This is a genomic window from Vibrio sp. MMH1-50 (assembly GCF_022347645.1).
GTDB classification, from domain to species: domain Bacteria; phylum Pseudomonadota; class Gammaproteobacteria; order Enterobacterales; family Vibrionaceae; genus Vibrio; species Vibrio harveyi.
This window is the reverse complement of record NZ_JAKRGG010000033.1, coordinates 23,683-47,943: the sequence shown is the minus strand read 5'-3', so window position 1 is coordinate 47,943 and position 24,261 is coordinate 23,683. Positions and strand designations below refer to the sequence as shown.

25 protein-coding genes and 1 other RNA gene are annotated in these 24,261 nt (G+C 47.0%); 17 read left to right on the top strand and 9 right to left on the bottom strand.

The annotated features are described in order from the left end of the window. Positions 1-58: 58 nt before the first annotated feature. The 4 genes from rpiA to MHO32_RS19785 all read right to left on the bottom strand — a co-directional run bounded on the left by rpiA (position 59) and on the right by MHO32_RS19785 (position 1,874). Positions 59-715 carry a ribose-5-phosphate isomerase RpiA gene (gene rpiA / locus MHO32_RS19800; RefSeq protein WP_005436473.1) on the bottom strand — a complete coding sequence of 219 codons (657 nt, stop codon included), beginning with the start codon at positions 713-715 and terminating at the stop codon, positions 59-61. A 58-nt stretch (positions 716-773) separates the two neighbouring features. Beyond that, positions 774-1,367, bottom strand: a complete 594-nt coding sequence (locus MHO32_RS19795; RefSeq protein ID WP_239213587.1) for a 5-formyltetrahydrofolate cyclo-ligase — start codon at positions 1,365-1,367, stop codon at positions 774-776. 5 nt (positions 1,368-1,372) lie between these two features. Continuing rightward, positions 1,373-1,557: non-coding RNA, 6S RNA (gene ssrS / locus MHO32_RS19790), on the bottom strand. 14 nt (positions 1,558-1,571) lie between these two features. Next, positions 1,572-1,874 (bottom strand): cell division protein ZapA, encoded by a 303-nt coding sequence (locus MHO32_RS19785; RefSeq protein ID WP_005449766.1) that lies wholly within the window; start codon positions 1,872-1,874, stop codon positions 1,572-1,574. Positions 1,875-2,124: 250 nt separating this feature from the next. Between MHO32_RS19785 and MHO32_RS19780 the strand changes: the two genes are divergently transcribed. Genes MHO32_RS19780 through MHO32_RS19770 form a run of 3 tightly spaced genes read left to right on the top strand, consistent with a single transcriptional unit; the run spans position 2,125 to position 5,158 of the window. Then, positions 2,125-2,703 (top strand): YecA/YgfB family protein, encoded by a 579-nt coding sequence (locus MHO32_RS19780; protein WP_009699857.1) that lies wholly within the window; start codon positions 2,125-2,127, stop codon positions 2,701-2,703. A gap of 40 nt (positions 2,704-2,743) precedes the next feature. Next, positions 2,744-3,922 carry a 2-octaprenyl-6-methoxyphenyl hydroxylase gene (gene ubiH / locus MHO32_RS19775; RefSeq protein WP_239213585.1) on the top strand — a complete coding sequence of 393 codons (1,179 nt, stop codon included), beginning with the start codon at positions 2,744-2,746 and terminating at the stop codon, positions 3,920-3,922. A 27-nt stretch (positions 3,923-3,949) separates the two neighbouring features. Next, positions 3,950-5,158 (top strand): FAD-dependent 2-octaprenylphenol hydroxylase, encoded by a 1,209-nt coding sequence (locus MHO32_RS19770; RefSeq protein ID WP_101960236.1) that lies wholly within the window; start codon positions 3,950-3,952, stop codon positions 5,156-5,158. A gap of 78 nt (positions 5,159-5,236) precedes the next feature. On the opposite strand, the gene MHO32_RS19765 is transcribed toward MHO32_RS19770, so the two are convergent. The 3 genes from MHO32_RS19765 to ygfZ all read right to left on the bottom strand — a co-directional run bounded on the left by MHO32_RS19765 (position 5,237) and on the right by ygfZ (position 7,530). Continuing rightward, positions 5,237-5,443 carry a DUF1107 domain-containing protein gene (locus tag MHO32_RS19765; RefSeq protein WP_005449772.1) on the bottom strand — a complete coding sequence of 69 codons (207 nt, stop codon included), beginning with the start codon at positions 5,441-5,443 and terminating at the stop codon, positions 5,237-5,239. A 652-nt stretch (positions 5,444-6,095) separates the two neighbouring features. Continuing rightward, positions 6,096-6,569 (bottom strand): aminoacyl-tRNA deacylase, encoded by a 474-nt coding sequence (locus MHO32_RS19760; RefSeq protein WP_045480204.1) that lies wholly within the window; start codon positions 6,567-6,569, stop codon positions 6,096-6,098. After that, positions 6,562-7,530, bottom strand: a complete 969-nt coding sequence (gene ygfZ / locus MHO32_RS19755) for a tRNA-modifying protein YgfZ (RefSeq protein ID WP_239213583.1) — start codon at positions 7,528-7,530, stop codon at positions 6,562-6,564. The genes MHO32_RS19760 and ygfZ overlap by 8 nt, the downstream gene beginning before the upstream one ends. Before the next feature lie 236 nt (positions 7,531-7,766). Here ygfZ and MHO32_RS19750 point away from each other — a divergent pair, with 236 nt between their 5' ends. Then, positions 7,767-8,027 (top strand): FAD assembly factor SdhE, encoded by a 261-nt coding sequence (locus tag MHO32_RS19750; RefSeq protein ID WP_005429937.1) that lies wholly within the window; start codon positions 7,767-7,769, stop codon positions 8,025-8,027. Then, positions 7,996-8,415, top strand: coding sequence for a protein YgfX (locus MHO32_RS25855; RefSeq protein ID WP_336246176.1), 420 nt, complete (start codon positions 7,996-7,998; stop codon positions 8,413-8,415). The genes MHO32_RS19750 and MHO32_RS25855 overlap by 32 nt, the downstream gene beginning before the upstream one ends. Before the next feature lie 33 nt (positions 8,416-8,448). Here MHO32_RS25855 and nadB read toward each other — a convergent pair whose 3' ends face one another. Further along, positions 8,449-10,056 carry an L-aspartate oxidase gene (gene nadB / locus MHO32_RS19740; RefSeq protein ID WP_239213581.1) on the bottom strand — a complete coding sequence of 536 codons (1,608 nt, stop codon included), beginning with the start codon at positions 10,054-10,056 and terminating at the stop codon, positions 8,449-8,451. A gap of 558 nt (positions 10,057-10,614) precedes the next feature. On the opposite strand from nadB, the gene rpoE reads away from it, so the two are divergent. The 11 genes from rpoE (at position 10,615) to acpS (ending at position 19,834) form a co-directional block, all read left to right on the top strand. Beyond that, a complete protein-coding gene (gene rpoE / locus MHO32_RS19735; protein WP_005449784.1) occupies positions 10,615-11,193 on the top strand; it encodes an RNA polymerase sigma factor RpoE in 579 nt (192 codons plus the stop codon). A 26-nt stretch (positions 11,194-11,219) separates the two neighbouring features. Further along, positions 11,220-11,846 (top strand): sigma-E factor negative regulatory protein, encoded by a 627-nt coding sequence (locus tag MHO32_RS19730; protein ID WP_005449785.1) that lies wholly within the window; start codon positions 11,220-11,222, stop codon positions 11,844-11,846. After that, the gene (rseB, locus tag MHO32_RS19725) at positions 11,843-12,808 is read left to right on the top strand and encodes a sigma-E factor regulatory protein RseB (RefSeq protein WP_005449786.1); all 966 of its coding nucleotides are present in this window, start codon (positions 11,843-11,845) and stop codon (positions 12,806-12,808) included. The genes MHO32_RS19730 and rseB overlap by 4 nt, the downstream gene beginning before the upstream one ends. Further along, positions 12,805-13,275 carry a SoxR reducing system RseC family protein gene (locus tag MHO32_RS19720; RefSeq protein WP_038898663.1) on the top strand — a complete coding sequence of 157 codons (471 nt, stop codon included), beginning with the start codon at positions 12,805-12,807 and terminating at the stop codon, positions 13,273-13,275. Before rseB ends, MHO32_RS19720 begins: the two co-directional genes overlap by 4 nt. A 127-nt stretch (positions 13,276-13,402) precedes the next feature. Beyond that, entirely contained in the window at positions 13,403-15,196 is a 1,794-nt protein-coding gene (gene lepA, locus MHO32_RS19715) for a translation elongation factor 4 (RefSeq protein ID WP_005449790.1), read from the top strand. Between the two features lie 104 nt (positions 15,197-15,300). Then, positions 15,301-16,200, top strand: a complete 900-nt coding sequence (gene lepB / locus MHO32_RS19710) for a signal peptidase I (RefSeq protein ID WP_005449792.1) — start codon at positions 15,301-15,303, stop codon at positions 16,198-16,200. A gap of 20 nt (positions 16,201-16,220) precedes the next feature. Further along, complete coding sequence (gene rnc / locus MHO32_RS19705) at positions 16,221-16,898, top strand: ribonuclease III (protein ID WP_005449793.1); 678 nt, start codon at positions 16,221-16,223, stop codon at positions 16,896-16,898. Continuing rightward, positions 16,891-17,853: a GTPase Era gene (gene era / locus MHO32_RS19700; protein ID WP_009698775.1), complete on the top strand. Its 963-nt coding sequence runs from the start codon at positions 16,891-16,893 to the stop codon at positions 17,851-17,853. Before rnc ends, era begins: the two co-directional genes overlap by 8 nt. Positions 17,854-17,981: 128 nt before the next feature. After that, positions 17,982-18,713, top strand: coding sequence for a DNA repair protein RecO (gene recO, locus MHO32_RS19695; RefSeq protein ID WP_005426504.1), 732 nt, complete (start codon positions 17,982-17,984; stop codon positions 18,711-18,713). Then, positions 18,710-19,441 carry a pyridoxine 5'-phosphate synthase gene (pdxJ, locus tag MHO32_RS19690; protein WP_239213569.1) on the top strand — a complete coding sequence of 244 codons (732 nt, stop codon included), beginning with the start codon at positions 18,710-18,712 and terminating at the stop codon, positions 19,439-19,441. The genes recO and pdxJ overlap by 4 nt, the downstream gene beginning before the upstream one ends. 12 nt (positions 19,442-19,453) lie before the next feature. After that, on the top strand, positions 19,454-19,834 hold the full coding sequence (gene acpS / locus MHO32_RS19685) for a holo-ACP synthase (RefSeq protein WP_005449797.1): 381 nt from the start codon (positions 19,454-19,456) through the stop codon (positions 19,832-19,834). A 90-nt stretch (positions 19,835-19,924) separates the two neighbouring features. Here acpS and barA read toward each other — a convergent pair whose 3' ends face one another. Then, positions 19,925-22,723 carry a two-component sensor histidine kinase BarA gene (barA, locus tag MHO32_RS19680; protein WP_239213567.1) on the bottom strand — a complete coding sequence of 933 codons (2,799 nt, stop codon included), beginning with the start codon at positions 22,721-22,723 and terminating at the stop codon, positions 19,925-19,927. Between the two features lie 192 nt (positions 22,724-22,915). Between barA and rlmD the strand changes: the two genes are divergently transcribed. Then, positions 22,916-24,235, top strand: a complete 1,320-nt coding sequence (gene rlmD, locus MHO32_RS19675) for a 23S rRNA (uracil(1939)-C(5))-methyltransferase RlmD (RefSeq protein ID WP_017817666.1) — start codon at positions 22,916-22,918, stop codon at positions 24,233-24,235. Positions 24,236-24,261 lie beyond the last annotated feature (26 nt).

Genomic DNA, 24,261 nt, shown 5'->3' with positions numbered 1-24,261 from the left:
CGGCGCCCTAGGGCGCCGTCTGTAATGAAATAACAGAAAATTTAAATCATCTAATGATTTATTCTTCTATTTTCGCACCTTCTGGTGTGCCAGTGATAACCACGTCTGCACCGCGGTGAGCGAATAGACCCACCGTTACTACGCCAGCAATGCCGTTGATCTTGTCTTCAAGTTCTTTCGGGTTAGTGATTTGCATGTTGTGTACGTCTAGGATCACGTTGCCGTTGTCTGTTGTTACACCTTCACGGTATGCAGGGTCACCACCTAGTTTTACCAATTCACGAGCCACGTAAGAGCGTGCCATTGGGATAACTTCTACAGGAAGTGGGAACTGACCAAGTACGTCAACGGCTTTTGTGCCGTCAACGATACATACGAATTTTTCTGAAATAGCCGCAACGATCTTTTCACGAGTCAGTGCAGCACCGCCACCTTTGATCATTTCACGCGCTGCGTTGATTTCATCTGCACCATCAACGTAGATATCTAGCATTGCTACGTCGTTACACTCGTAAACCTCGATACCAAGCTCTTTTAGACGCTCAGTAGAAGCAACAGAGCTAGACACTGCGCCTTTGATATCATCTTTGATACTGCCTAGGGCATCGATGAAGTGATTCACGGTAGAGCCAGTACCAACACCGACAATGCTGCCTTTCTCAACATATTTAAGTGCTGCCCAACCAGCCGCTTTCTTCATTTCATCTTGAGTCATGCCAATCTCCTGAATAGATGTTCGTTAACGTTTGCGGCGTGATTATAGCGGTTAAGCGTTACTTTTCCCATTGCCAGATTTGGCTTGGAGTCACGATCTTAGGTAATGGAATATCCCAACTTTCGACGGGAAGATGCTCGACATGCTGACAATCATGGGCGATGCCGATAGGTTTTGCGCCTTCTCCAGTACTAAACCAACGTGAAAGCGTCCGGTCGTAGTAGCCTCCGCCCATTCCCAGGCGATGCCCAACACTGTCAAATCCGACTAGTGGCGTGCAAATGACATCAAGCTCACGAACTGGTTTGAGGAAGCGGATATCAAGCGCAGGTTCTAAGATTCCGTATTTGTTGTATATCAACTGTTCATCATCGATGTATTGCAAGAAGAGCAATTGACCTTTAGAGAAAGGATGAATGACGGGCAGGTAAATCGACTTACCTTGCTGCCATAGTGATTCAATCAGAGGTTTGGTGTCTAACTCGCCATCGGCAGACAAATAGATAGCAATGTGCTGTGCGCTTTTGATTTCCGGTAACTGCGAAAACTGGTGAACGAGATCGAGTCCAGCTTGAAACTGAGTATCGCTGCAAAGTGCGTTGCGTTTTTCGCGGATAAGTTTGCGGAATTCTTGTCGAGATAGGTCAGACATAGAGAGGATACCCCAGGGTGCCGTTGAGGATTGTGGCCCTTGAACCAGCTGGTTCAAGGCGGATCAGCAATGATAACCGTAGGCTTCTCGGTGCATGCCAAGCTTGCTCAATAGCTATCAAGTACTAACCCTTTGGTATTGCTTATCGGCTCAGGGACTTAAATCCAACTGACGCACACCCCAGGGTAAATTTGGTATCTACTGCTATCCTTGCTTCACTTTACTAAGCGCGCTTTCTAAAGACGCGGTGAGCTTTTCCATTCGCTCAGTAATTTCTTGTTGCTGACCGTTAGATTCGTATGATTTGGTATGCAATTCATAGCAAATGTTCAATGCAGCAAAGGTCAGTAGCTGAATTTCATTGGTTACCTTAGTACGCTCGCTCATCTCTTTCAATCGACGATCAAGATCTTTAGCCGCTGTAATTAGTGACTCTTCTTGCCCCGCAGGACAATTCACTCGTGTCATTTTGCCAAGGATTTCAACGTCGATCGCTTGATTGCTCATGATGAATAAACTCTATATTCGCGCTATCTAAGGCGTTGCGTTATACAACTACCGAGGAGGAAACTATAGGAAAACCGCTATTAAGATTCAAGCATTTCCCTTCACAGAAAGAAAAATGGTGAAGTGATCACACAGGAATTGGGCAAATTGCTCAAATGGTGTCCAAAATTGAATTTGATAGCCGTTTCAGCCGACTAGGCTTGATGGTAGGATATGTCGATACATTATTACGCAAGAATGAGCCAAGATTATGAGTGAAATCACCCTTCCTGAATACCAATCTATTGCTGCCGAATTGAAATCTGCAAGCCTTGCTGTGACACCAGCAGAGTTGCATGGTCTACTTGTTGGCATGCTCAGTGGTGGATTGGCGATTAACGACCAAACCTGGCAACCAATTCTGTTTGATTACACCAACGAAGGTATGGGCTGGCCATCAAGCGCATTAGCACTGGCACAAAGCGTGTTCCAAGTAACCGTTAACGAGCTAACTGGCACTTCTATGGAGTTGTCTTTGCTGCTTCCTGATGAAGCGGGTGAAGAAGGTTTGTTCGCACTAGCAGATGGTGTGTCTGATTTTGTGAACCACTTTATCTCAGGAATGGGTTTAGCGGGTATTGCGATTGATAAAGCGTCAGACGATGCAAAAGAAGCCTTAGCGGATCTAGAAGAAATTGCCAAACTGGGCATTGATGAAGATGATGATCTAGGCGAGCAAGCACTATTGTTAGAGCAAGTAATCGAACACGTTAAAGCCTGCGTATTAACTATTCATGCAGAGTTTGGTGCTCGTCCTGAAAGCAACGAAAACAAACCAACGATTCATTAATCACTTGTTTCCCATTATCGAATAGCTTCTAGAGGTTAGCATGAGGCAATATGACGTTGTAATTGCTGGTGGAGCCATGGCAGGTGCCACACTTGCGTTGGCAATCGACCGTTTATCTAAAGGCGCGCTGCAAATTGCGGTTGTTGAGCCTTTTAAAGCTCAATCGGATCAACATCCGGGCTTTGATTCGCGCTCGATTGCTTTGTCCTACGGTACCGTTAACATTCTGCGTCACTTGCAGTTGTGGTCTGCTATCGAGCCTTGTGCAACTCCAATTGAACATATTCATGTTTCTGACCGCTCTCATGCGGGCATGACTGAGATTACCAAGCACGAAGTTGGCGTTGAAGCCCTTGGCTACGTAGTGGAACTTGCCGATGTAGGTCGTGTCTACCAAGAACTCTTGGATAAGAGCAAAGCAATCACTCTGTTTTGCCCTGATTCGGTTGCGAACATCGAGCGTGAGAAAGACAAAGCACACATTGAGTTAAGCAGCGGTGAGAAGCTGGAAGCTAAGTTGCTAGTGGCTGCTGATGGCGCTGTGTCGCAATGTTGCCAGCAAATCGGTTTAGAGTTGTCTGAGCATGATTTCGACCAAGTGGCAGTGATCGCGAATATTGTGACGCAAGAGCCTCATCAAGGTCGCGCTTTTGAACGCTTTACAGAGAATGGTCCAGTCGCACTGTTGCCGATGAGTGATAACCGTATGTCGTTAGTATGGTGTCTGCGTCCTGAAGAAGCGCAAAGCGTCGTGAACTTGTCTGACGCAGAGTTTCTTGAGCGCTTGCAGAACGATTTTGGTTGGCGACTAGGTGCGATGCAGAAAGTCGGACAACGCGCGAGCTATCCGCTTCTTCTGCGTCATCGTAAGCAGAACATTTCGCACCGCTTTGCTATTGTCGGCAATGCTGCACAAACGCTTCATCCGATTGCTGGGCAAGGCTTCAACCTTGGTATTCGTGATGTGGCATCATTAGCGGAAGAGGTGGTTAAGCAAGCTGAAGATGCCGGTCGCTACCAAGGTTTGATGCGATTTAGCCAGCGCCGTGAAGATGATCGCAGCGAAACGATTTGGTTAACTAGCTCTCTCGTGCATATTTTCTCAAATGATTTACCGGCGATGCGAATTGGGCGTAACCTTGCTCTCGCAACGATGGATAACCTTTCTACTTTTAAGCAGCCGCTGCTACGCCATACACTTGGTCTAGTGAAACGATAAACGGCAACGAATTAGGTAACAAAAGCAATGATGCAAAGTGTAGATATCGCCATCATCGGTGGTGGAATGGTGGGTTTAGCATTAGCTGCCGCTTTTAAGGACAGTGACCTGCGAGTAGCCGTTATCGAAGGTGCAGTGCCAAACGACACCCTAAATGAACTGCCAGATGTACGTGTGTCGGCGTTGAGCCGTTCAAGTGAAACCATCCTTCGCAAGCTTGGTGCTTGGCAAGGTATCGAGCAGCGTCGCGCTTCACCATACCATGCGATGGAAGTGTGGGAGCAAGACAGCTTCGCGAATATCGCATTTGATGCGCAGAGCATGGCTCAACCGGATCTTGGTCATATCGTTGAAAATCGCGTAATTCAATTGGCGCTGCTAGAGCAAGTTCAAAAGCTCGATAACGTGACGCTGTTTATGCCTGCTCGTTGTGCAACGCTTGCGGTGGGTGAGCAAGAAAGCTGGCTAACGCTCGATAATGGTCAAGCTATGACAGCGAAGTTAGTGGTTGGCGCTGATGGTGCAAATTCTTGGCTGCGTAACCAAATGGATATCCCACTAACGCATTGGGATTACGGTCATAGCGCGCTTGTTGCGAACGTGAAAAACGCTGACCCACACAACAGTGTTGCGCGTCAGATCTTTACACCGCAAGGTCCATTAGCTTTCCTTCCAATGTCTGATCCTCACATGTGTTCGATTGTTTGGTCTACCGATCCAAATCGCGCAGAGCAACTGCTGGCGATGAACGAGCAAGAGTTTAATAAAGCACTGACTAGCGAATTCGATGCGCGTTTAGGCTTGTGTGAAGTAGTTGGCGAACGTGCAGCATTCCCACTTAAGATGCGTTATGCGCGTGACTTTGTGGTTGAACGCGTGGCGTTAGTTGGCGATGCTGCCCATACCATTCATCCGCTGGCAGGGCAGGGTGTGAATCTTGGTTTATTAGATGCAGCAAGCTTAGCGCAAGAAGTGTTGGCACTGTGGAAGCAAGGGCAAGACATTGGCACCAAACGTAATCTACGTGGTTACGAGCGTTGGCGTAAAGCCGAAGCGGCGAAGATGATAGCGGCAATGCAAGGCTTCCGTGATCTGTTCTCTGGTGAGAATCCTGCCAAGAAGTTGGTTCGTGGTATTGGTTTGAGCCTAGCAGGACAACTGCCGGGTGCGAAAGATGAAATCATGAAGCGTGCATTAGGTTTGAAAGGCAACCTGCCGGAACTAGCGCGTCAATAAATACGTTCTTCGCTTCGCAAACAAAAGATACAAAAAAGGCTGGTTAATCCAGCCTTTCTTTTTACATCGATGTTTAAGCTAAGCGTATGCGCATCTGAGCTTCATAATCTCTTGGTTAATCTCTTTTACTGCCTGAAAGTGACGTTTCTCAGCTTTCTCTGGCAACATCAATTTTCCGTTATCAAACTCGAACTTACCGACTCCGTAAATATAAATTCTTCCTTTAAAAAGACGACTTATGTGTTTAGCAATCATACCTGGTGTATAGCGCTTAAACAGTCTCATATTTACTCTTCCTTATCTCTTACCTAGCCCAGTTATTCTACGTTTTTCGCGTAAAAATTATTGTGACAGCAATAGTATTAAGTGCAGTTGAGGTACTTGGCTTTAGAGATTTGTGCTGCCTTAGACAAATTGACAGAGTCATATCTCAAATAGCGTGAGGATTACCTCAAAAAATCATTATCGAAGGAACCAGTCCTTGAGTCCTCCTGTTCTTACGTGGTGCATTAAGCATCAGTTTTGTTACAGAAATAAGAATAGAAGGAAAATGATTGTTTGCTAAATGTTTTTACTCAATGGGTTGCATTTTGTTCGTTTTGACGAGGTTGAAACCTCAAATGCATTGCTTTCATTGAGTTAGAGGAAAGAAAAGGGAAAAAGTTCCACGCAAAAAAAAGCCCGCTTCGGCGGGCGAATAGTCACAGATGCATTACACAAAAGTGGACGACTGACTTAATGAACGCTGTCATACAAGTCAGCAGATTCACTTTACGTTAGCTAAGTCGTTGTTGAAAACTTAACCAACGAATTCAGCATATACGAGTTTTTTATGTGTGACTATTTATGTTTTAAAAATGATTAAAAATTCTCAAGTGTAATCGGAGAGATATGAGTGAGATCACGCAGGAGTGAGAATCCTGCGCTTGATTACATGTTAGCGACAGATATCAGCCATGGTTGGTTGGCATAATTGGATTAGATCATCGATGGATAGCGCTAAGCCAGCCATACGATCTCCGCTGCTAATGGTGATTTCTTTTTCTTCAAGCAAACTTGGGTCAAATACGATCGGCATGTAGCGTTTTAGGAGGAGTGGTGTGACAGTACCAATCTTGTATCCGGTAATCGCTTCTACGTCCGCTTGATCAACGCACGTCATACGACGGCACTGCAGTAATGCGCGCACCTTCTTTGGATCAACGCTACGATCACCTGGTGTACAAGCAAGCGCATATTGGTTCCCCATATCGCGCAAAAGAATCGCTTTGACCATTTGAGAGGGGCGAATGCCGCGTTGTTGTGCGGCATCCTCAATGGTTGTTGCTGGCCTTTGATGAGGAAGAAGGCGGTACTCGATGTTTTGGTCCGCCAAAAACTGCATCAAAGGGGTATGAATGGTATTACTCATCGTCAAGGCTGTACGGCAATGCTGCGATTTCCCATTCACACTCAGGTTGAGCAACCAAGCGCAAACGAGTGTCATCGTCTAGGTTGTTTGGCAGTACAATGAGTCCCATCGCTTGGTTGTCGCTGAATTGGTAATGCGTGAGCAACGCACCCACTGAACGCCAATTTTCACCGACGCTACGTTCCAGTTCGATTGCACCTTCACCTAAGGCTTCAGCGGTTGCACCTTTAACAATGTACATTGCACGTTTGTTGGTACCGCGGTATTTCGCGCGCGCTACGGTTTCTTGACCTGTGTAGCAGCCTTTCGTAAAGCTGATGCCCCCAAGCGCTTGTACGTTTAGTGCTTGTGGAATGTGCTCGTTTTGCGCGTCTGCTGCCACGTATGGTAGTGCTGCTTCAATATCGAAACGGGTCCAAAGCTCATGGGTTGTTAGTGTTGCTTGGCTATCTTCCACTAACGATTGTGCTGCTTCTGCTGTAAGCGCAAGCAACCAGCGGTTTGAAGCCACTTTGACTGCAGTGCCTCCTTCAACTGTACGCACGTCGCCAGAATCAGCATTTAGGGTTGAGATGAACGCATCAGCATTCTCACCAGCAACACCCAGCACAACGTCGCTAGACTTTTCGATGGTCACTTTCGAGAACACCGCGTACTTTTTGATTTCTTTTAGTTCCACTTCAATCGCAGATTTCGGCTGAACCATTGCATAGCCATCGTTATGGTGGAATAGGCGGAAGACACTCCACACTTTACCTTTCGCATCACAATGTGCACCCAACATTGATTGGTCTTTCTCAAGAGAAACCACATCGCAGGTAACTTGACCGTGTAGGTACGACTTTTTGTCGTCTCCAATCATGGTGATCATACCCAGGTTATCCAATAGCGAGATAGACAGCTCAGGTAGTGCGTCTTGTGTCGATAGGTTCAGCGGTGAAAAGCGAGTTTGCCATTCCATGATTACAATGCCTTTTGAAGATATTTTTCAGATATGTTAAATGCAGAATCGGCATTTGTCAGCACTCAATATATCCACTCAATTTTAAGGTGTTTGGCTTTGCTGAACGTTTGTTTATTAAATGCGTTCAGGATTTGCGGCGACTTGGCTACATATTGTGACCCGCACACTAGTGACGTTGCACATCCCTTGTTACACTCCGCACTAAGAACAAGACATCTATGAAGGAATACTGAATGTACACTGCGGAAGAAAAGGCGCGTATTAAATGGGCTTGTCGTCGTGGCATGCTTGAGCTTGACGTGGTGATTATGCCGTTTTTTGAAGAGTGCTTTGATGCACTAAATGAGCAAGAGCAGCGTGATTTCGTCTCACTACTAGAATGCGATGACCCCGATCTGTTTACTTGGGTGATGGGCCACGGTCGTAGCGAAAATCTAGGTCACGCTTCGATGGTCGATAAAATTGTCGCACACAACCTCAGCAAGGTTCGTTAATCTTAAGGTTAACACTTCTTTATACGCCCAAATTGCCAACCAACTTCTTCTCCTAGGTTGCGTTTGGGCGGTTATCTGCTCTGATATCCCACTCGTCTTATCAACTTATCTGTTACTACTGATTATCCGTTGCCAATTGCAAGGTGGCTTTGTCGTGCCTTCAGCCTGCGGCGGTTGGTATTTGCATCGTGATGGCACAGTACGCAATGACAAACAAACTTCGACAATATCGAGTGTTGATGTGTCGGCGGCGGCGTTCAAAGTCACGTTTGAATTAGTGTCGGGTGAGAAAGTCACGATTTGGCGAGACAGTTGTGAAGACGTGGCATATCGTCAACTGTGTTTGATATTACGACAATGGAAAATGGGAGCCGAAGCTCCCATTTGATCTTATATCTGACTGTTACTTTTAGTGTCAGAGCTATTTGTTTGGCGTAAGAATCGTTGGACCGCTGTTTTCTAGCTGGTTTGGATAATCCAAGGTGTAGTGCAGACCGCGACTCTCTTTACGCTGCATCGCGCAACGCACCATTAGCTCTGCGACTTGCAGAAGGTTACGTAGCTCTAGCAAGTTGTTTGATACGCGGAAGTGACTGTAGTACTCGTGCGTTTCTTGTTGCAGCATCTGGATACGGCGCAGTGCGCGTTCAAGACGTTTATCGGTACGAACGATGCCCATGTAATCCCACATAAATAGGCGCAGCTCATGCCAGTTGTGTTGGATGATCACTTCTTCATCACTGTTGGTCACTTGGCTTTCATCCCAACATGGAACCTGCGGTGCGAGTTCTACTTCGTTGTGATGTTTTAGGATGTCTTTGGCTGCCGACCATGCGTAAACCACACACTCAAGTAGTGAGTTCGATGCCATACGGTTCGCACCGTGTAAGCCCGTGTAGCTCACTTCACCAATCGCGTAGAGGTTCTTCAGATCGGTATGGCCGTTTTGATCGACCATGACGCCGCCGCACGTGTAGTGCGCCGCAGGTACGATTGGGATTGGCTCTTTAGTCATGTCGATACCCAAATCCATCAAACGAGAGTAGATGGTTGGGAAATGCTTAGTAATGAAATCTGCTGGCTTATGGCTGATGTCGAGATACATGCAGTCAGCACCTAAGCGCTTCATTTCGAAGTCGATAGCGCGAGCCACGACATCACGTGGAGCAAGCTCTTTACGCTCGTCGAAATCCGGCATAAAACGTGAACCGTCTGGACGACGTAAATACGCCCCCTCACCACGCAATGCTTCAGTCAACAAGAAGTTACGTGCTTCTGGGTGGTAAAGACAGGTTGGGTGGAATTGGTTGAACTCTAGGTTCGCAACACGACAACCTGCACGCCACGCGATTGCGATACCATCACCAGATGACACGTCTGGGTTAGAAGTGTATTGGTAAACTTTGGAAGCGCCGCCCGTTGCGAGAACAACAAATTTAGCGCGAACAGTTTCAACTTGTTCTTCGTTGCGGTTCCAAATATAAGCGCCAATGATCTTGTTTTTGTCGCCGCCGATTTTATCTTCGGTGATCAAATCCAGAGCATTATGGCGCTCAAGAACATGAATGTTTGGGTGGCTGTGTGCATTGTCTTGTAGAGAGGTTTGCATTGCCATGCCAGTGGCATCAGCAGCGTGCAAAATACGTCGACGGCTGTGACCGCCTTCGCGAGTTAAGTGATAACGTGGCTCATCGTCAGAATCATCATCTTCACGATCGAATGGTACACCACCATCAATCAACCACTGTACACACTCTTTTGAGTTTTCCGCGATGAACTTAACTGTCTCTTCATCACAGATTCCATCCCCGGCAATTTGCGTATCTTCAACGTGAGACTCAATAGTGTCCGACTCATCGAATACGGCAGCGATACCACCTTGCGCGTAATACGTTGCGCCTTCGCTGCGCGGTCCTTTACTTAGAACCATTACCTTACAGTGGTTTGCGACACGCAAAGCCAACGACAAGCCCGCGGCGCCACTCCCTACCACTAACACATCACATTCATGTTCACGATTTGTGTTCATATTACTTTTACAATCCCAAGCTAAGGTAACAAGGCTACCTTGTGTATATTTTGCACACCATGTGCATTCCATTAACGCGACATCCGTCGCTAAGGGCTAAGTTGGGAGACGTATCGAAATCGGCGTTACCTTGGTGACTTCAGCCACTCTTATTTTGCCATGCCTTGGGCATGCAGATGCTTCCTGAGTTTTGTTTGTAACGCGATGTTCTGATAGCCATTAGCCATGCAAATGAAAAGTAATAGTTTGTCAATGCCATTGCTTTTCTATGCTCTACCCAGCACAATCTGGGACAGAGATCATCCATTATACCCATTTCCCCACCAGTATGCTCGCTTGTCAAAACGAGACTTAAGTCGGACGAGGAGCGGGATTTGGCTAGTGACATCACACTGTGAAAAAACAATGACAAAAAATTTGAGAAACCATGGAACTTTCTCATTCACGTCAGGGTCACAATAGTGCTCAAGTAAGCAGTGGTGTCAATACTACGTTTTGCATAATTAGTACCCATATCTGAGAAGAGTAGGGGCATAACAAATAGGAGTATCCGCTCGAATGAACGAGCAGCTGACCGATCAAGTATTGATTGAGCGAGTTCAGAATGGCGATAAGCAAGCATTCAACCTGCTGGTAACAAAGTACCAGAACAAGGTATGTAACCTTATCTCCAGATACGTAAGTAATCCTGGCGATGTTCCAGATGTAGCACAAGAAGCGTTTATCAAGGCTTACCGAGCTATCCCTAGTTTTCGTGGGGAGAGTGCGTTTTACACGTGGCTGTATCGCATTGCAGTGAATACTGCGAAAAATCACATCGTTGCTCAAGGTCGTAGACCACCTGCAACAGACGTTGATGCTGAAGAAGCTGAATTTTACGAAACAGGTAATGCACTTAAAGAAATTTCGAACCCTGAGAACTTAACGTTGTCCAAAGAATTGCAACGGGTAGTGTTCAGTGCAATCGAAGCCTTACCTGAAGATTTAAAAACCGCAATGACTCTGCGCGAGCTTGATGGCTTGAGCTACGAGGAAATTGCTGAAGTAATGGATTGCCCGGTAGGAACGGTACGATCGCGTATCTTCCGTGCTCGTGAGGCGGTGGAAAAGAAAATCAAACCTCTTTTGCAGCGCTAGTACAAGTGATAACTATGGTGAAAATAATGGCTGACAAAGAAAAACTTTCAGCTCTCATGGATGGAGAATTGGTCGATAAGGCTTTAATTCAAGAATTAGAGCAAGACCAAGAGAGCCGTGATGCTTGGCAGAACTATCACCTGATTGGTGATGTGATGCGAGGCGAAGCGCCAGCAAAGCCTGAGTGGAATATTGCTGAAAGCGTAGCGTTAGCGTTAGAAGACGAGCCTGTGCATCGTGCTATCGATTCGCGCAGTGCTAACGTAATTTCAATTAACGACGCGCCAAAAGAGTCGCAACCAGAGCCACAAAAAGCGAAACGCCAGTTGCCTGCATGGTTGACTCAGTTTGGTCAAGTTGCCGTTGCTGCGTGTGTGTCACTTGTTGTGATATTAGGCGTTCAACAGTACGGCGGTAGCGACCCAATGTCGCCGCAAGCTGACCAACTTCCTGTGCTTCAGACTGTGCCATTTGCGGGCAGCGCTGAACCAGTAAGCTTGACGCGTGAATCCGTAGAGCGTTCCGTTGGTGAAGCAAATATGCAAGAGCAACGCAAACGCGTTCATGCTATGCTTCGTGACTACGAACTGCAGCTAAGAATTAACAGTGATGCGTCTCAACAAGATGCACATCTGACACCGGATATTGAATGAAAAAATTTCTGATCAGCGCTTGCGCTCTGTTCAGTCTGATGTCTTCGCAAGCCTTTGCTGGTGATAAGCCAGCGGAGGCTTTATTGCATCAAATGAGCGAGGCGAGCAAGAATTTAAGCTACGAACTCTCTTATATCCTTATCAAAAAGAACAGCATTGAACCTTTGCTGTATCGTCACGCGACTCACGACAAAGACCAGTACGCACATCTTGTGTATTTGAGTGGTCCTGTACGTGAAGTGATCCGTCGCGGCACAGAAGTAAGCTATATCGAAACTGGCGCAGAACCGTTTACCATCGAATCGGGTAAAATGGTTGCTCCAATCATGCCGATGCTGAACGCTAACATCGACGAGCTAAACTTGTACTACGACTACGTAAAAGTAGGTCGTGCCCGTGAGGCTGGTGTTCCAACACAAGTGCTGCGCATCGTGCCAAAAGATGGGCTACGTTACTCTTACGTATTGTGGATTGATGAGAAGAGTAAACTGCCACTGCGTGCTGATCTCGTTGATCGTGATGGTGAAATGCTTGAGCAGTACCGTACTATTTCTTACTCAGTGAACCCTAAGATTGGTGAACTGATGAGTGGTTTGGAAGAGGTTCAATTACCCGCGGTTCTGACAATGCCAAAAGGCGATATCGGTACCAGTAACTGGACCGTGGGTTGGACACCGGAAGGGTTCCATCCAAATGAACTGAACCGTTACCGCATGGCAGTGACTGACCAAATGGTAGAAAGCCAACTTTACTCTGATGGACTATTTAGCTTTTCAGTGTATGTAGCTGACAAAGACGAGCACTCGTTGAAAGGTCAACTGGTTCGTCAAGGTCGCCGTACATTGCACAGCTTTGTCAGCGGAAACCATGAAATCTCAGTTGTTGGTGATATTCCGCCGGCAACGGCTCAGCGTATCGCACAATCGGTCACTTTTAATGTAACAAAGAGTGAAGTGCAATGATGACTGCATTGGCTACCGTGACGGGCGTTCACCGTCACGGTCAGCAATATGATGTCGATATCAGCTGCGAGCAACAGACCAGTTGCAGCAGCTGTTCATCGCAAAAAAGCTGCGGCACAGGCGTGGTTACCAAAGCGATCGGTAACAAAACGCTGTCGTGGCATTTGCGTACCCCAAAATCCGTCAAAGTTGGTCAGGTCGTGGAAATTGGTTTCCCCGAAGCAAGCCTGATCAAATCAGCTATGGCGGTCTACCTTCTTCCTTTGTTTGGTTTGATTCTCGGTGCTGTAATTGGCAACTTCCTGCTAGTACCTTTAACCGCAGGCGGTGAGGTCATTACCATCCTAGCTTCGGTATTGTTCGCAGCTGGTGGTATGTGGCTCGCAAAACGTGTGTCACGCCCACTAGAAGATGAGTCAAAACGCCAAGTCACCCTCATTCGAGTTCTCGGTGAACCTATTCAATAAGTTCTAGACTTTAAATAAGGTGCGCCCGTTAACGAAATTGGGTAGAATCTGCCAACTTGATTGAAATGCCGTCAACAGACGGCTTTCTTACTGTCCCTATTTGTAAAGAGTTAGTCACCCTAAATCTATGAAGCACATTCGTAACTTTTCGATTATCGCCCACATCGACCATGGTAAGTCGACCCTATCTGACCGTCTAATCCAAGTTTGTGGTGGATTAAGCGATCGTGAAATGGCCGCACAGGTTCTGGATTCTATGGATCTTGAACGTGAGCGTGGTATCACCATCAAATCTCAGAGTGTGACGCTGAACTACACCGCTAAAGACGGCGAAACGTACCAGTTGAACTTCATCGATACTCCGGGACACGTTGACTTTGCGTACGAAGTATCACGTTCTCTAGCTGCTTGTGAAGGCGCGCTACTGGTGGTTGACGCAGGTCAGGGTGTAGAGGCTCAAACCCTAGCTAACTGTTACACCGCAATCGAAATGGATCTAGAGGTTGTGCCAATCCTGAACAAGATTGACCTACCAGCTGCTGATCCCGAGCGTGTAGCGGAAGAAATTGAAGAGATCGTTGGTATCGATGCAATGGAAGCAACCCGCTGTTCTGCGAAGACAGGTCTAGGTGTTGACGACGTTCTAGAAAACATCGTATCAGCAATTCCAGCACCAGAAGGTGATCCAGACGCGCCACTTCAAGCGCTGATCATCGACTCATGGTTCGATAACTACCTTGGCGTTGTTTCTTTGGTTCGAATTAAAAACGGTTCACTGAAGAAAAACGACAAGATCAAAGTAATGAGCACAGGTCAAACTTGGGGTGTGGATCGTCTAGGTATCTTCACGCCTAAGCAAGTGGACACTGATGTTCTGCGTACTGGCGAAGTAGGCTGGGTAGTTTGTGGTATCAAAGACATCCTAGGCGCACCAGTAGGTGATACGCTGACACTAGCGAAAAACGGCAGCGAGAAGCCACTTCCAGGCTTTAAGAAAGTAAAACCTCAGGTATACGCGGGTCTGTTCCCAGTATCTTCTGATGATTACGAAAACTTCCGTGACGCACTAGGTAAACTTAGCCTAAACGATGCATCGCTATTCTACGAGCCAGAAAACTCAGCAGCACTTGGCTTTGGTTTCCGTTGTGGTTTCCTTGGTATGCTGCACATGGAAATCATCCAAGAGCGTCTAGAGCGTGAATACGATCTTGACCTAATTACAACGGCACCAACGGTAGTTTACGAAGTAGAACAAACTAACGGTGAGACTCTGTACGTTGATAGCCCTGCAAAACTGCCAGCGGTTAACGACATCGAAGAGATCCGTGAGCCTATCGCGCGCTGTAACATCCTAGTACCAGCTGACTACCTAGGTAACGTAATCACACTATGTGTTGAGAAGCGTGGCGTACAGGTGGACATGGTTTACCACGGTAACCAAGTTGCGATCACTTACGACATCCCAATGGCAGAAGTGGTACTGGACTTCTTCGACCGTTTGAAGTCGACATCACGTGGCTACGCGTCTCTGGATTACAACTTCCAACGCTTTGAAGCATCGAACATGGTACGTGTAGACGTACTACTGAACGGCGACAAAGTGGATGCGCTAGCGCTGATTACGCATAAAGATCAGTCTCAGACTCGTGGTCGTCAGCTTGTTGAGAAAATGAAAGAGTTCATTCCTCGTCAGATGTTCGACATCGCGATCCAAGCGGCTATCGGTAACCACATCATCGCACGTTCTACAGTGAAACAGCTACGTAAGAACGTAATCGCGAAATGTTACGGTGGTGACGTGAGCCGTAAGAAGAAACTTCTGAAGAAACAGAAAGAAGGTAAGAAACGTATGAAGCAGATCGGTAACGTAGAGCTGCCTCAAGAAGCGTTCCTAGCAATTCTTCACGTTGGTAAAGACTAGAGTTGAACTATCTCGTGCTCTTGTCTGTCATAAGACGTTAGATAGTAAAATAAGTGAAAGGGTTTCGGCTCTTTCACTTTCGTATTTTTAGATAAGGGAATTTAATGGCGAATACATTCTCACTGATTCTAGTTATCGTGACTTTGGTAACTGGCGTAGTTTGGCTACTAGAAAAGCTGGTGTTTGCGAAAAAACGTCAAGCGAAAGTAGCGGAGATCCAAGCGCAAACAACCAATGGTCTGGATGCGGTGACGCTACAAAAAGTAGAAAGCCAACCGTGGTGGGTAGAGAACAGCGTTTCTATCTTCCCAGTGATTGCATTTGTATTGGTATTACGTTCTTTTATCTATGAACCGTTCCAAATCCCTTCAGGCTCAATGATGCCAACCCTACTAGTAGGTGACTTCATTTTGGTGGAGAAATACGCGTACGGATTGAAAGATCCGGTATGGCGCACGCAGCTAGTGGAAACTGGCAAGCCTGAGCGTGGCGACATCGTGGTATTCAAGTACCCACCACAGCCAAACGTTGACTACATTAAACGTGTGGTAGGTTTGCCTGGTGATACCGTTCGTTACTCTGCGGATAAGCAGGTATGTATTCAATCGAAAGGTGAGTCATCTTGTAAGCCAGTTAAGCTGAACAATGTTGAAGAAAGTCAATTCATCCAAAACGGTATTCCTCTGATTCAGATGAATGAAAAACTGGGTGAAGTTGAGCACCAAATTTTGGTGAACCCATTAACTCGTGACCGCGTGCAGAACTACCAACCACGTCCAGGTGTTAACGAGTGGGTTGTACCACAAGGTCAGTACTTCGTTATGGGTGATAACCGTGACAACAGTGCTGACAGCCGTTACTGGGGCTTTGTTCCAGAAGCAAACTTAGTCGGTAAAGCTGTTGCGATCTGGATCAGCTTCGAGTTTGATCGTGGCGCAGATAGTGTTCTACCTTCATGGATTCCAACTGGTGTGCGTTTTAACCGCGTCGGTGGCATTCACTAACCATTACATATCGAGAGAGTATGAATTCTCCAATTGAGAAACTAGAGAGAAAGCTCGGCTACCAATTTAAGGATGCTGGGCTTATCAACTTGGCGCTGACTCACCGCAGCGCCAATAGTAAGCACAATGAACGTCTTGAGTTTCTGGGCGATTCAATTTTAAGTTTTGTCATCGCTGATGATCTGTACCATCGTTTCCCGAAAGTGAACGAAGGTGACATGAGCCGTATGCGCGCGACCTTGGTTCGTGGGCACACATTGGCGGAACTGGGTCGTGAATTCGATCTAGGAGATTATTTAAAATTAGGTCCAGGTGAATTGAAGAGTGGCGGATTCCGCCGAGACTCTATTCTAGCCGATGCGGTAGAAGCCATTATTGGTGCGATTTACCTTGATAGTGATATTGAACAAGTTCGCGGTATCGTACTGAGCTGGTACAACTCGCGTCTTGAGGCGATTAAGCCTGGTGTATCACAAAAAGATCCAAAAACTCGCCTACAAGAGTTCCTGCAAGGCAGAAGAAAACCGCTGCCTGTCTACACAGTGACTAATATTAAAGGTGAAGCGCACAACCAAGAGTTCACGGTTGAGTGTGACGTAGCAGGTGTGGATAAGCCTGTAATCGGTAAAGGCACCAGCCGCCGCAAGGCAGAACAAGCGGCTGCAGAAACGGCACTTGAGCAATTAACGAATGGCTGATAACGAATTCGACATTGATGCGTTTTTCGCATCACACGGTGAAGTAAGTTCACCAGAGAACCAACACTGTGGCTTCATTGCGATTGTTGGTCGTCCAAACGTAGGTAAATCGACGCTTCTGAACAAAATCTTGGGTCAGAAGATTTCGATCACGTCTCGTAAACCGCAAACGACGCGTCACCGCATCATGGGTGTGGATACAGATGGTGATTACCAAGCGATCTACGTAGATACGCCGGGACTTCACATTGAAGAGAAGCGTGCGATTAACCGCTTGATGAACCGTGCAGCCAACTCATCTCTAAGTGATGTGAACCTAGTATTCTTCTTGGTCGACGGTACGCATTGGACCAAAGACGACGAGATGGTGCTGACTAAGCTTCAAAAGTCGAACTTCCCTGTTGTGCTTTGTGTGAACAAGGTAGACAACGTGCAAGATCGTAACGAAGTGATGATGCACATGGCCGAGATGTCGAAGAAGATGGACTTCGTTGACGTTGTGCCAATCTCTGCAAAGCAAGGTAAGAACATCGACGTACTGCGTAAGCACGTTCGCGATCACTTGCCAGAAGCAACGCACCACTTCCCAGAAGAATACGTAACAGACCGTTCTCAGCGTTTCATGGCGTCTGAAATCGTGCGTGAAAAACTGATGCGTTTTACTGGTGAAGAGCTGCCATACTCGGTAACGGTTGAGATTGAGCGTTTCGATTACAACCCAGAAACGGACGGTTTCCATATCAACGCCCTGATTCTTGTTGAACGTAATGGTCAGAAGAAAATGGTGATTGGTAAAGGCGGCGAGAAGATCAAGACAATTGGTCGTGAAGCGCGCCTAGATATGGAAGAGCTATTCGGTCGTAAGGTTTACCTAGAGACTTGGGTAAAAGTGAAATCTGGTTGGGCAGACGACGAACGTGCACTGCGCTCACTAGGTTACATTGACGATCTATAAGCTTGGTTGCTTGTAAGTTTGGTAACGAAGACACTTCGTTCCAACATCGACTAAAATATAATATCGATTAGAATAAGGAGCCGCTTGGCTCCTTATTTTTTATTACCGACTTAGGCACACAGATTGAAATGAGCAACCAGTCTTCAGAAGGCTTCCAACGCTGCTTTGTATTGCACCGACGCCCTTACAGTGAATCGAGCTTGATCCTTGATGTATTCAGCGAGGAGTATGGTCGTATCACGTTGATGGCGAAAGGTGCGCGCAGCAAACGCTCTAATCTTAAAGGGGCATTACAGCCCTTCACGCCACTATTGCTGAAATGGTCCGGCAAAGGTTCAATGAAAACCTTACGTCAGGCTGAGCCAATCAGTTTGGGTTTGCCGTTGTTTGGGATAAACCTTTACTCCGCAATGTACGTAAATGAATTAGTCGGGCGCGTGTTAATGGCGGAAGTGCCGATGCCTGCGCTGTTTCATGATTACCTGCATGCACTAACGGAATTGGCTCAGAGTGATAACCCTGAACCGGGCTTGCGTCGTTTTGAACTGGCTCTGCTGTCTTCAATGGGCTATGGCGTTGATTTCTTGCATTGTGCCGGGACGGGTGAGCCTGTCGATCCTGAGATGACTTACCGTTATCGTGAACAAAAGGGATTCATAGCTTCAGTAAGGCGCGACAATCTGACATTTTTAGGTAATGAATTGATTGCGATTAGTGAACGGCGATTCGTCACTAAAGAGCAATTAAAAGCGGCGAAACGCTTTACACGTATGGCATTAAAGCCGTATCTTGGCGGCAAACCTTTAAAAAGTCGCGAATTATTTATTCAGACATATCGAGCACGGAGTAACGGAAAATGAGCTCAATCTACTTAGGCGTTAATATCGACCATATTGCCACTCTACGTAATGCACGTGGTACTAAATACCCAGATCCAGTTCATGCTGCTGAGATCGCAGAGCGTGCCGGTGCTGACGGTATTACCATCCACCTACGTGAAGACCGTCGCCACATTCTAGATCGTGACGTACGTATCCTACGTGAAACCATTCAAACTCGTATGAACCTTGAAATGGCAGTAACGGACGAGATGGTTGAGATTGCGCTACAAACTAAGCCTGAGTTCGTTTGTCTGGTTCCTGAAAAACGTGAAGAGTTGACAACAGAAGGTGGTCTGGATGTTGTCGCTCAACTTGAGAAAGTGAAAGCGGCAACGCAAAAGCTAACTGAAGCGGGCATTAAAGTCTCTCTATTCATCGATGCTGACCGTCAACAGATCGATGCGGCAAAAGCTTGTGGCGCACCTTACATTGAGCTTCACACAGGCCACTACGCAGACGCGATAACAGAAGAAGATCAGCAAGATGAACTGAAGAAGATCGCAGCTGGCGCAAGCTACGCAGATGACCTAGGTATCATCGTAAACGCAGGTCACGGTCTGACTTACCACAACGTTGCACCAATCGCGGCACTGCCAGAAATCTACGAGCTTAACATCGGTCACTCGATCATTGGTCGTGCGGTTTTCGATGGTTTAGAAAAATCTGTGGCAGAAATGAAAGCCATCATGGTTGCGGCTCGTAAGTAATCAGATTTAAGCATGGCAATTTTAGGATTAGGCACTGACATCGCAGAGATTGAGCGCATTGAAAAAGCGCTCGGTCGAACGGGTGAGCCCTTCGCAAAACGCATTTTGTCGCAAGATGAAATGGTAAAGTTTGCTGAATTGAAGCAAAAAGGGCGCTACCTTGCGAAGCGTTTCGCAGTAAAAGAGGCTGCCTCAAAAGCGCTAGGTACAGGCATCGCAAAAGGCGTGACCTTCCATGATTTTACAGTTTCGAATGATGAGTTCGGTAAACCGATATTGACCTTATCCGGTGTGGCGAAGCAAATCGCCGAGTCGATGGGCGTCAATCATGTTCATCTGTCGATTTCGGATGAACGTCATTACGCGGTCGCGACGGTGATTTTTGAATCCTAACTTAGCCTGATTACGGATTAATAACCGAATACGAAAAAGCCAGAGTCGATGCTCTGGCTTTTTTATGTCTCTGATTTAATCCGTTATTTTCTACTGTTCAAGATAGAGTTTCGCCGTCGTGGTGACTTTAATCATCTCATCTTGCAGTTCGAACATTTCCGGTTCGATGTCTTCGATGTCAGCGCCCGAGCGCAGTGCTTGTTCCAAGGTTGCACACAGAGACTTTAATCTCGGCACGCCACAGTAAGAGCTGCTGCCGTGAAGTTTATGCACCACATGGATAAGGTCATCACGCGAGAAGTCTTCTTGCTCTAGTGCTTGATCGACCACTTCTTCCACCTCAGGAATAAAATCAATCAGCATGCGCAGCATGTCTTTGGCTAAGTCTTCTTTGTTGGCACTCTGCTTTAACGCTGCTTGCCAGTCGATGATGACATCTTGCTGTGGTTTTTCTGGTGCTGGTGGCGCAGTTTCCACAACTGGTTCGACATAAGAAGGCGCGATCTTGTCGACACTTTCAGTACAGGTATTTGGATTCCAATGAACTAATACCTGTTGCAGTACATGCTCTTCAATTGGCTTGGTTAGGTAGTCATCCATACCCGCTGCCAGTAGTCGGTCACGTTCACCCGCCATGGCATGCGCGGTCACCGCAATTACTGGGGTGTCTTTGTTCAGCTCTAGCTCTTTAATGTGCTGACAAGCGGTCACGCCGTCCATCAACGGCATTTGAATGTCCATGAAGATGAGATCGTATTTTTTCTCAGTCGCGAGATTCACTGCTTGCTGACCATTGCTGCACGCCGTTACCGTTTCTACACGCTCTTTTAGTAGCGCAGAGATCAGTTTCAAGTTGGCCGGGTTATCATCAACCGCAAGCACCGTCAGTGGTAAGCGTTCATTCACCACTGCCTCAATTGGTGCAATTACTGCTTGTGGTGTTTCAACATGGTCCGTGATGAGGCTTTGTAGAAGCTTGCGACGCGATAATGGCTTGGTCAGACATTGGATCTGATGGTCGTTCATCACTTGATCTGCCAGTGCCAGTTCGGTACTCGGCGTTCCCATGATCACACTCGGCGCCATGCGTTTGGCTTGCTCAATCCAAGCTGCTACCGATTGATCGTCGTAGGTTTGGTTGGCAGCCAAGTTCAACAATACGTAGTCGTAGTTCTCGTCGTTTTCTGGCAACGAAGAGCGGTAGGTCACCAGAATGCCTTCTTGGCTCAGGATCTGCTGTGTCACTGACGCCGCTTGCATGTTTGGTTCAACCAACAGCAATTGCTTACCAGTTAGTAGTTCGACTTCAATCAGATCGCTCATTGGCATTTCAGTTGAGTGCAAGCGAACCGTAAACCAGAAGGTTGAACCTTGGTGTAGGCGACTGGTTAGGCTGATTTCGCCGCCCATCTGGCTTACCAGTTTTTGAGTGATAACCAGACCCAGACCGGTACCACCATAGCGACGTGAAATACTCGCATCCGCTTGGCTAAACGCTTGGAACAACTGCGCTTGCTGACGTTCGGAGATACCAATACCAGTATCGCGCACCATGAATTGCAGTTCGACCGAGTCACCAGATTGTGAGCGCATCTCAACGCTGATGTCGATGTTACCGCGCTCAGTAAACTTGATGGAGTTGCCGACCAAGTTAGTGAGGATTTGTTGGATACGAAGTGGGTCACCCACCAAGCCTTGCGGGATCTTCGGATCCACTTTCAAGGTGATTTCCAAACCTTTCTCATGTGCGCTGGTAGCTTGTAGGTTGATTACTTCTTCTAAGCTCTCGCGGAATTCAAACGGAATGTTTTCCAGTGCCAGCTTACCGGCTTCCAGTTTCGAGAAATCGAGGATGTCGTTGATGATGTTCAATAGGTTGTTTGCGGACTTCTCAATAGTCTGCAAGTAATCCGTTTGGCTGTTTGAAAGCTGTGTTTTCAGCATTTGACGGGTAAAGCCAATTACGCCATTCAATGGGGTTCTAAGCTCGTGAGACATGTTCGCCAAGAATTCGGATTTCACACGGGCTGCTTCTTGGGCACGCTTCTTCGCGATGTCCAACTCCACGTTTTGAATCTCTAGCTGTTCCAGAGTCTCACGCAAGTCTGAAGTCGCTTGGTCTATACTGTGCTGCATCTCAACGTGGTATTCCGACAGCGAGACCGCCATGGCGTTGATACCGTTTTTCAGCTGGTCTAACTCACCGTGCATTTTGCCTTCGATACGCACATCAAGGTGACCACGACGAATGCGGTCAACCACGTTCTTCATGTGGGTGATCGGTTGGGTTACGTCATGCATGAGGCGAGAGGCGAACACACTCGCGAGACCAAGACCGAGGATCAACACCAAGAACGCAGAGAACACTTCTTGGTATTGCTGCAATCGAAGTGACGAAAGATCCATTTCCACTGCGATGTAGCCGATGGCTTTTGTGCCCTGATTCTCATTTGAGAGCTCCGAAAGATAGTGACCTTCAGATAGAATCGGCACGCGCAGAATAAGCGAGTTGTCGAAGATTTCCGAGTCTCCCAACTGAGGGATAGGCTTATCCTTCGGGAACATCAGAGCTTCAAAATTGGGGTGGAAGTTAGAAGTGACGAAAAGCTCATGATTTTCATCGAACACCGCGATACTACGAACCAGTTTTGAGTTCTTGCGGTGGGCGTAACTGATAAGGCGACGAACGGCTTCGCGACTTTCGGAAAGTAGGTGAGTTTCACTGGCAATCGCAAGCGGTTCGATAATGCTATTGCCTGTGGTGATAACTTGTTTCTCGAGGTCTTGGTAGCGGTTAAATGAGAAAAAGCCGCTCAGTAATAAACCAATAATGAGAGTGGGAGCGAGAGTTAGTGTAATTACACGTGCTCTTAAGCCATATCTGGTCATGTTATCTAATTACATCGGAGTCTGGATATGGGAAAATAACGCATTATTTCTCAAGCGCACGATAAAGCCTTGAGCAAAGAAGTGACGTCACCGGATAAATGGTAAGCATAATCAAGTCACTCGAATCACACAACGGCTGCAATCAAGAATAGTGAAGCAGTAGAGCAATTAGACACAAATCAGGCACAGAGCATGGCACGTATCTTTCAACCTAAAAAGAAAACGCAACTGAATACCCGTCACCAAGCGGTACAAGTAGAGCGTTTGGATCACCACGGCGCAGGCATTGCTTACCTTAAGAAGAAACCATTGTTTATCGATGGTGCGCTACCGGGTGAGGAAGTGGTAACCCAATTGGTGGAAGAAAAGAGCAAGTTCGCTCGCGGTAAGTTGATTAAAATCCTTAAACCGAGTGAAGCTCGCGTGGAGCCATTTTGTCCGCATTACCATGAATGCGGTGGCTGTGACCTGCAGCATCTGAACTATGACCAACAATTGACGCACAAGCAGCAAACGCTTCGTCAGTTGATGAGAAAATTTGCCGGCAGTGATATCGAGTTGGATGCGCCTGTGTTGGGTGAATCTCTTGGCTACCGTCGCCGTGCTCGTGTGAGCTTGTTCGTGGATAAAAAGACTCGTCAGTTGCACTTTGGTTTCCGTAAGAAACAGAGTAAGCAAATCGCGCAAGTGACAGACTGCCCAGTGCTCGCGCCTGAGTTGAATGTGCTATTGCCAGAAATCTACTCGACGTTAAAAGCGTTTAAGAAGCCAGAGCAACTTGGTCACGTAGAGTTGGTGCTAGGCGACAATGGTCCATGCGTAACATTGCGTCATCTGAGCAAATTGACTGAAAAAGAAACCAACACCTTGGTGGAATTAGCGAAGCGTCACCATGCATCGCTCTACCTGATGCCAGAAACGGATCAGCTTGATTTGATTGAAGGTGAAGTGCCTTTCTATCAAGAAGCAGGTGTCACCGTACCATTTACGCCAAATAACTTTATTCAAGTGAACCAAGCGGTAAACCAGAAAATGGTCGCTCAGGCAGTGGAGTGGTTAGACCCACAAAGTGACGAGCGAGTGTTAGATTTGTTCTGTGGTTTAGGTAACTTCAGTTTGCCAATCGCAAAACGTGCAAAACACGTGGTTGGCGTAGAAGGCGTGGCAGAAATGGTGGAAAAGGCGGCAAATAATGCATCTTTGAACCAAATCAATAACGCGCAATTTTATCACGCTAACCTTGAGCAGGATTTTGAAGGGCAAGTTTGGGCGGCTGAACAATTCGACAAAGTGCTGCTTGATCCGGCACGTGCGGGCGCGAGTGGGATCATCGATCAAGTTTCTGCGCTTGGCGCACAGCGTGTAGTTTATGTTTCGTGTAATCCTGCTACCCTTGCAAGGGATAGCCAGAGCTTGCTGGAGCAAGGCTACCAATTGACCAAATTAGGTATGCTGGACATGTTCCCTCATACCAGCCATCTAGAATCGATGGCACTGTTTGAAAAGTCCTGATAATTGGGACTTTGTTGATCACTTAC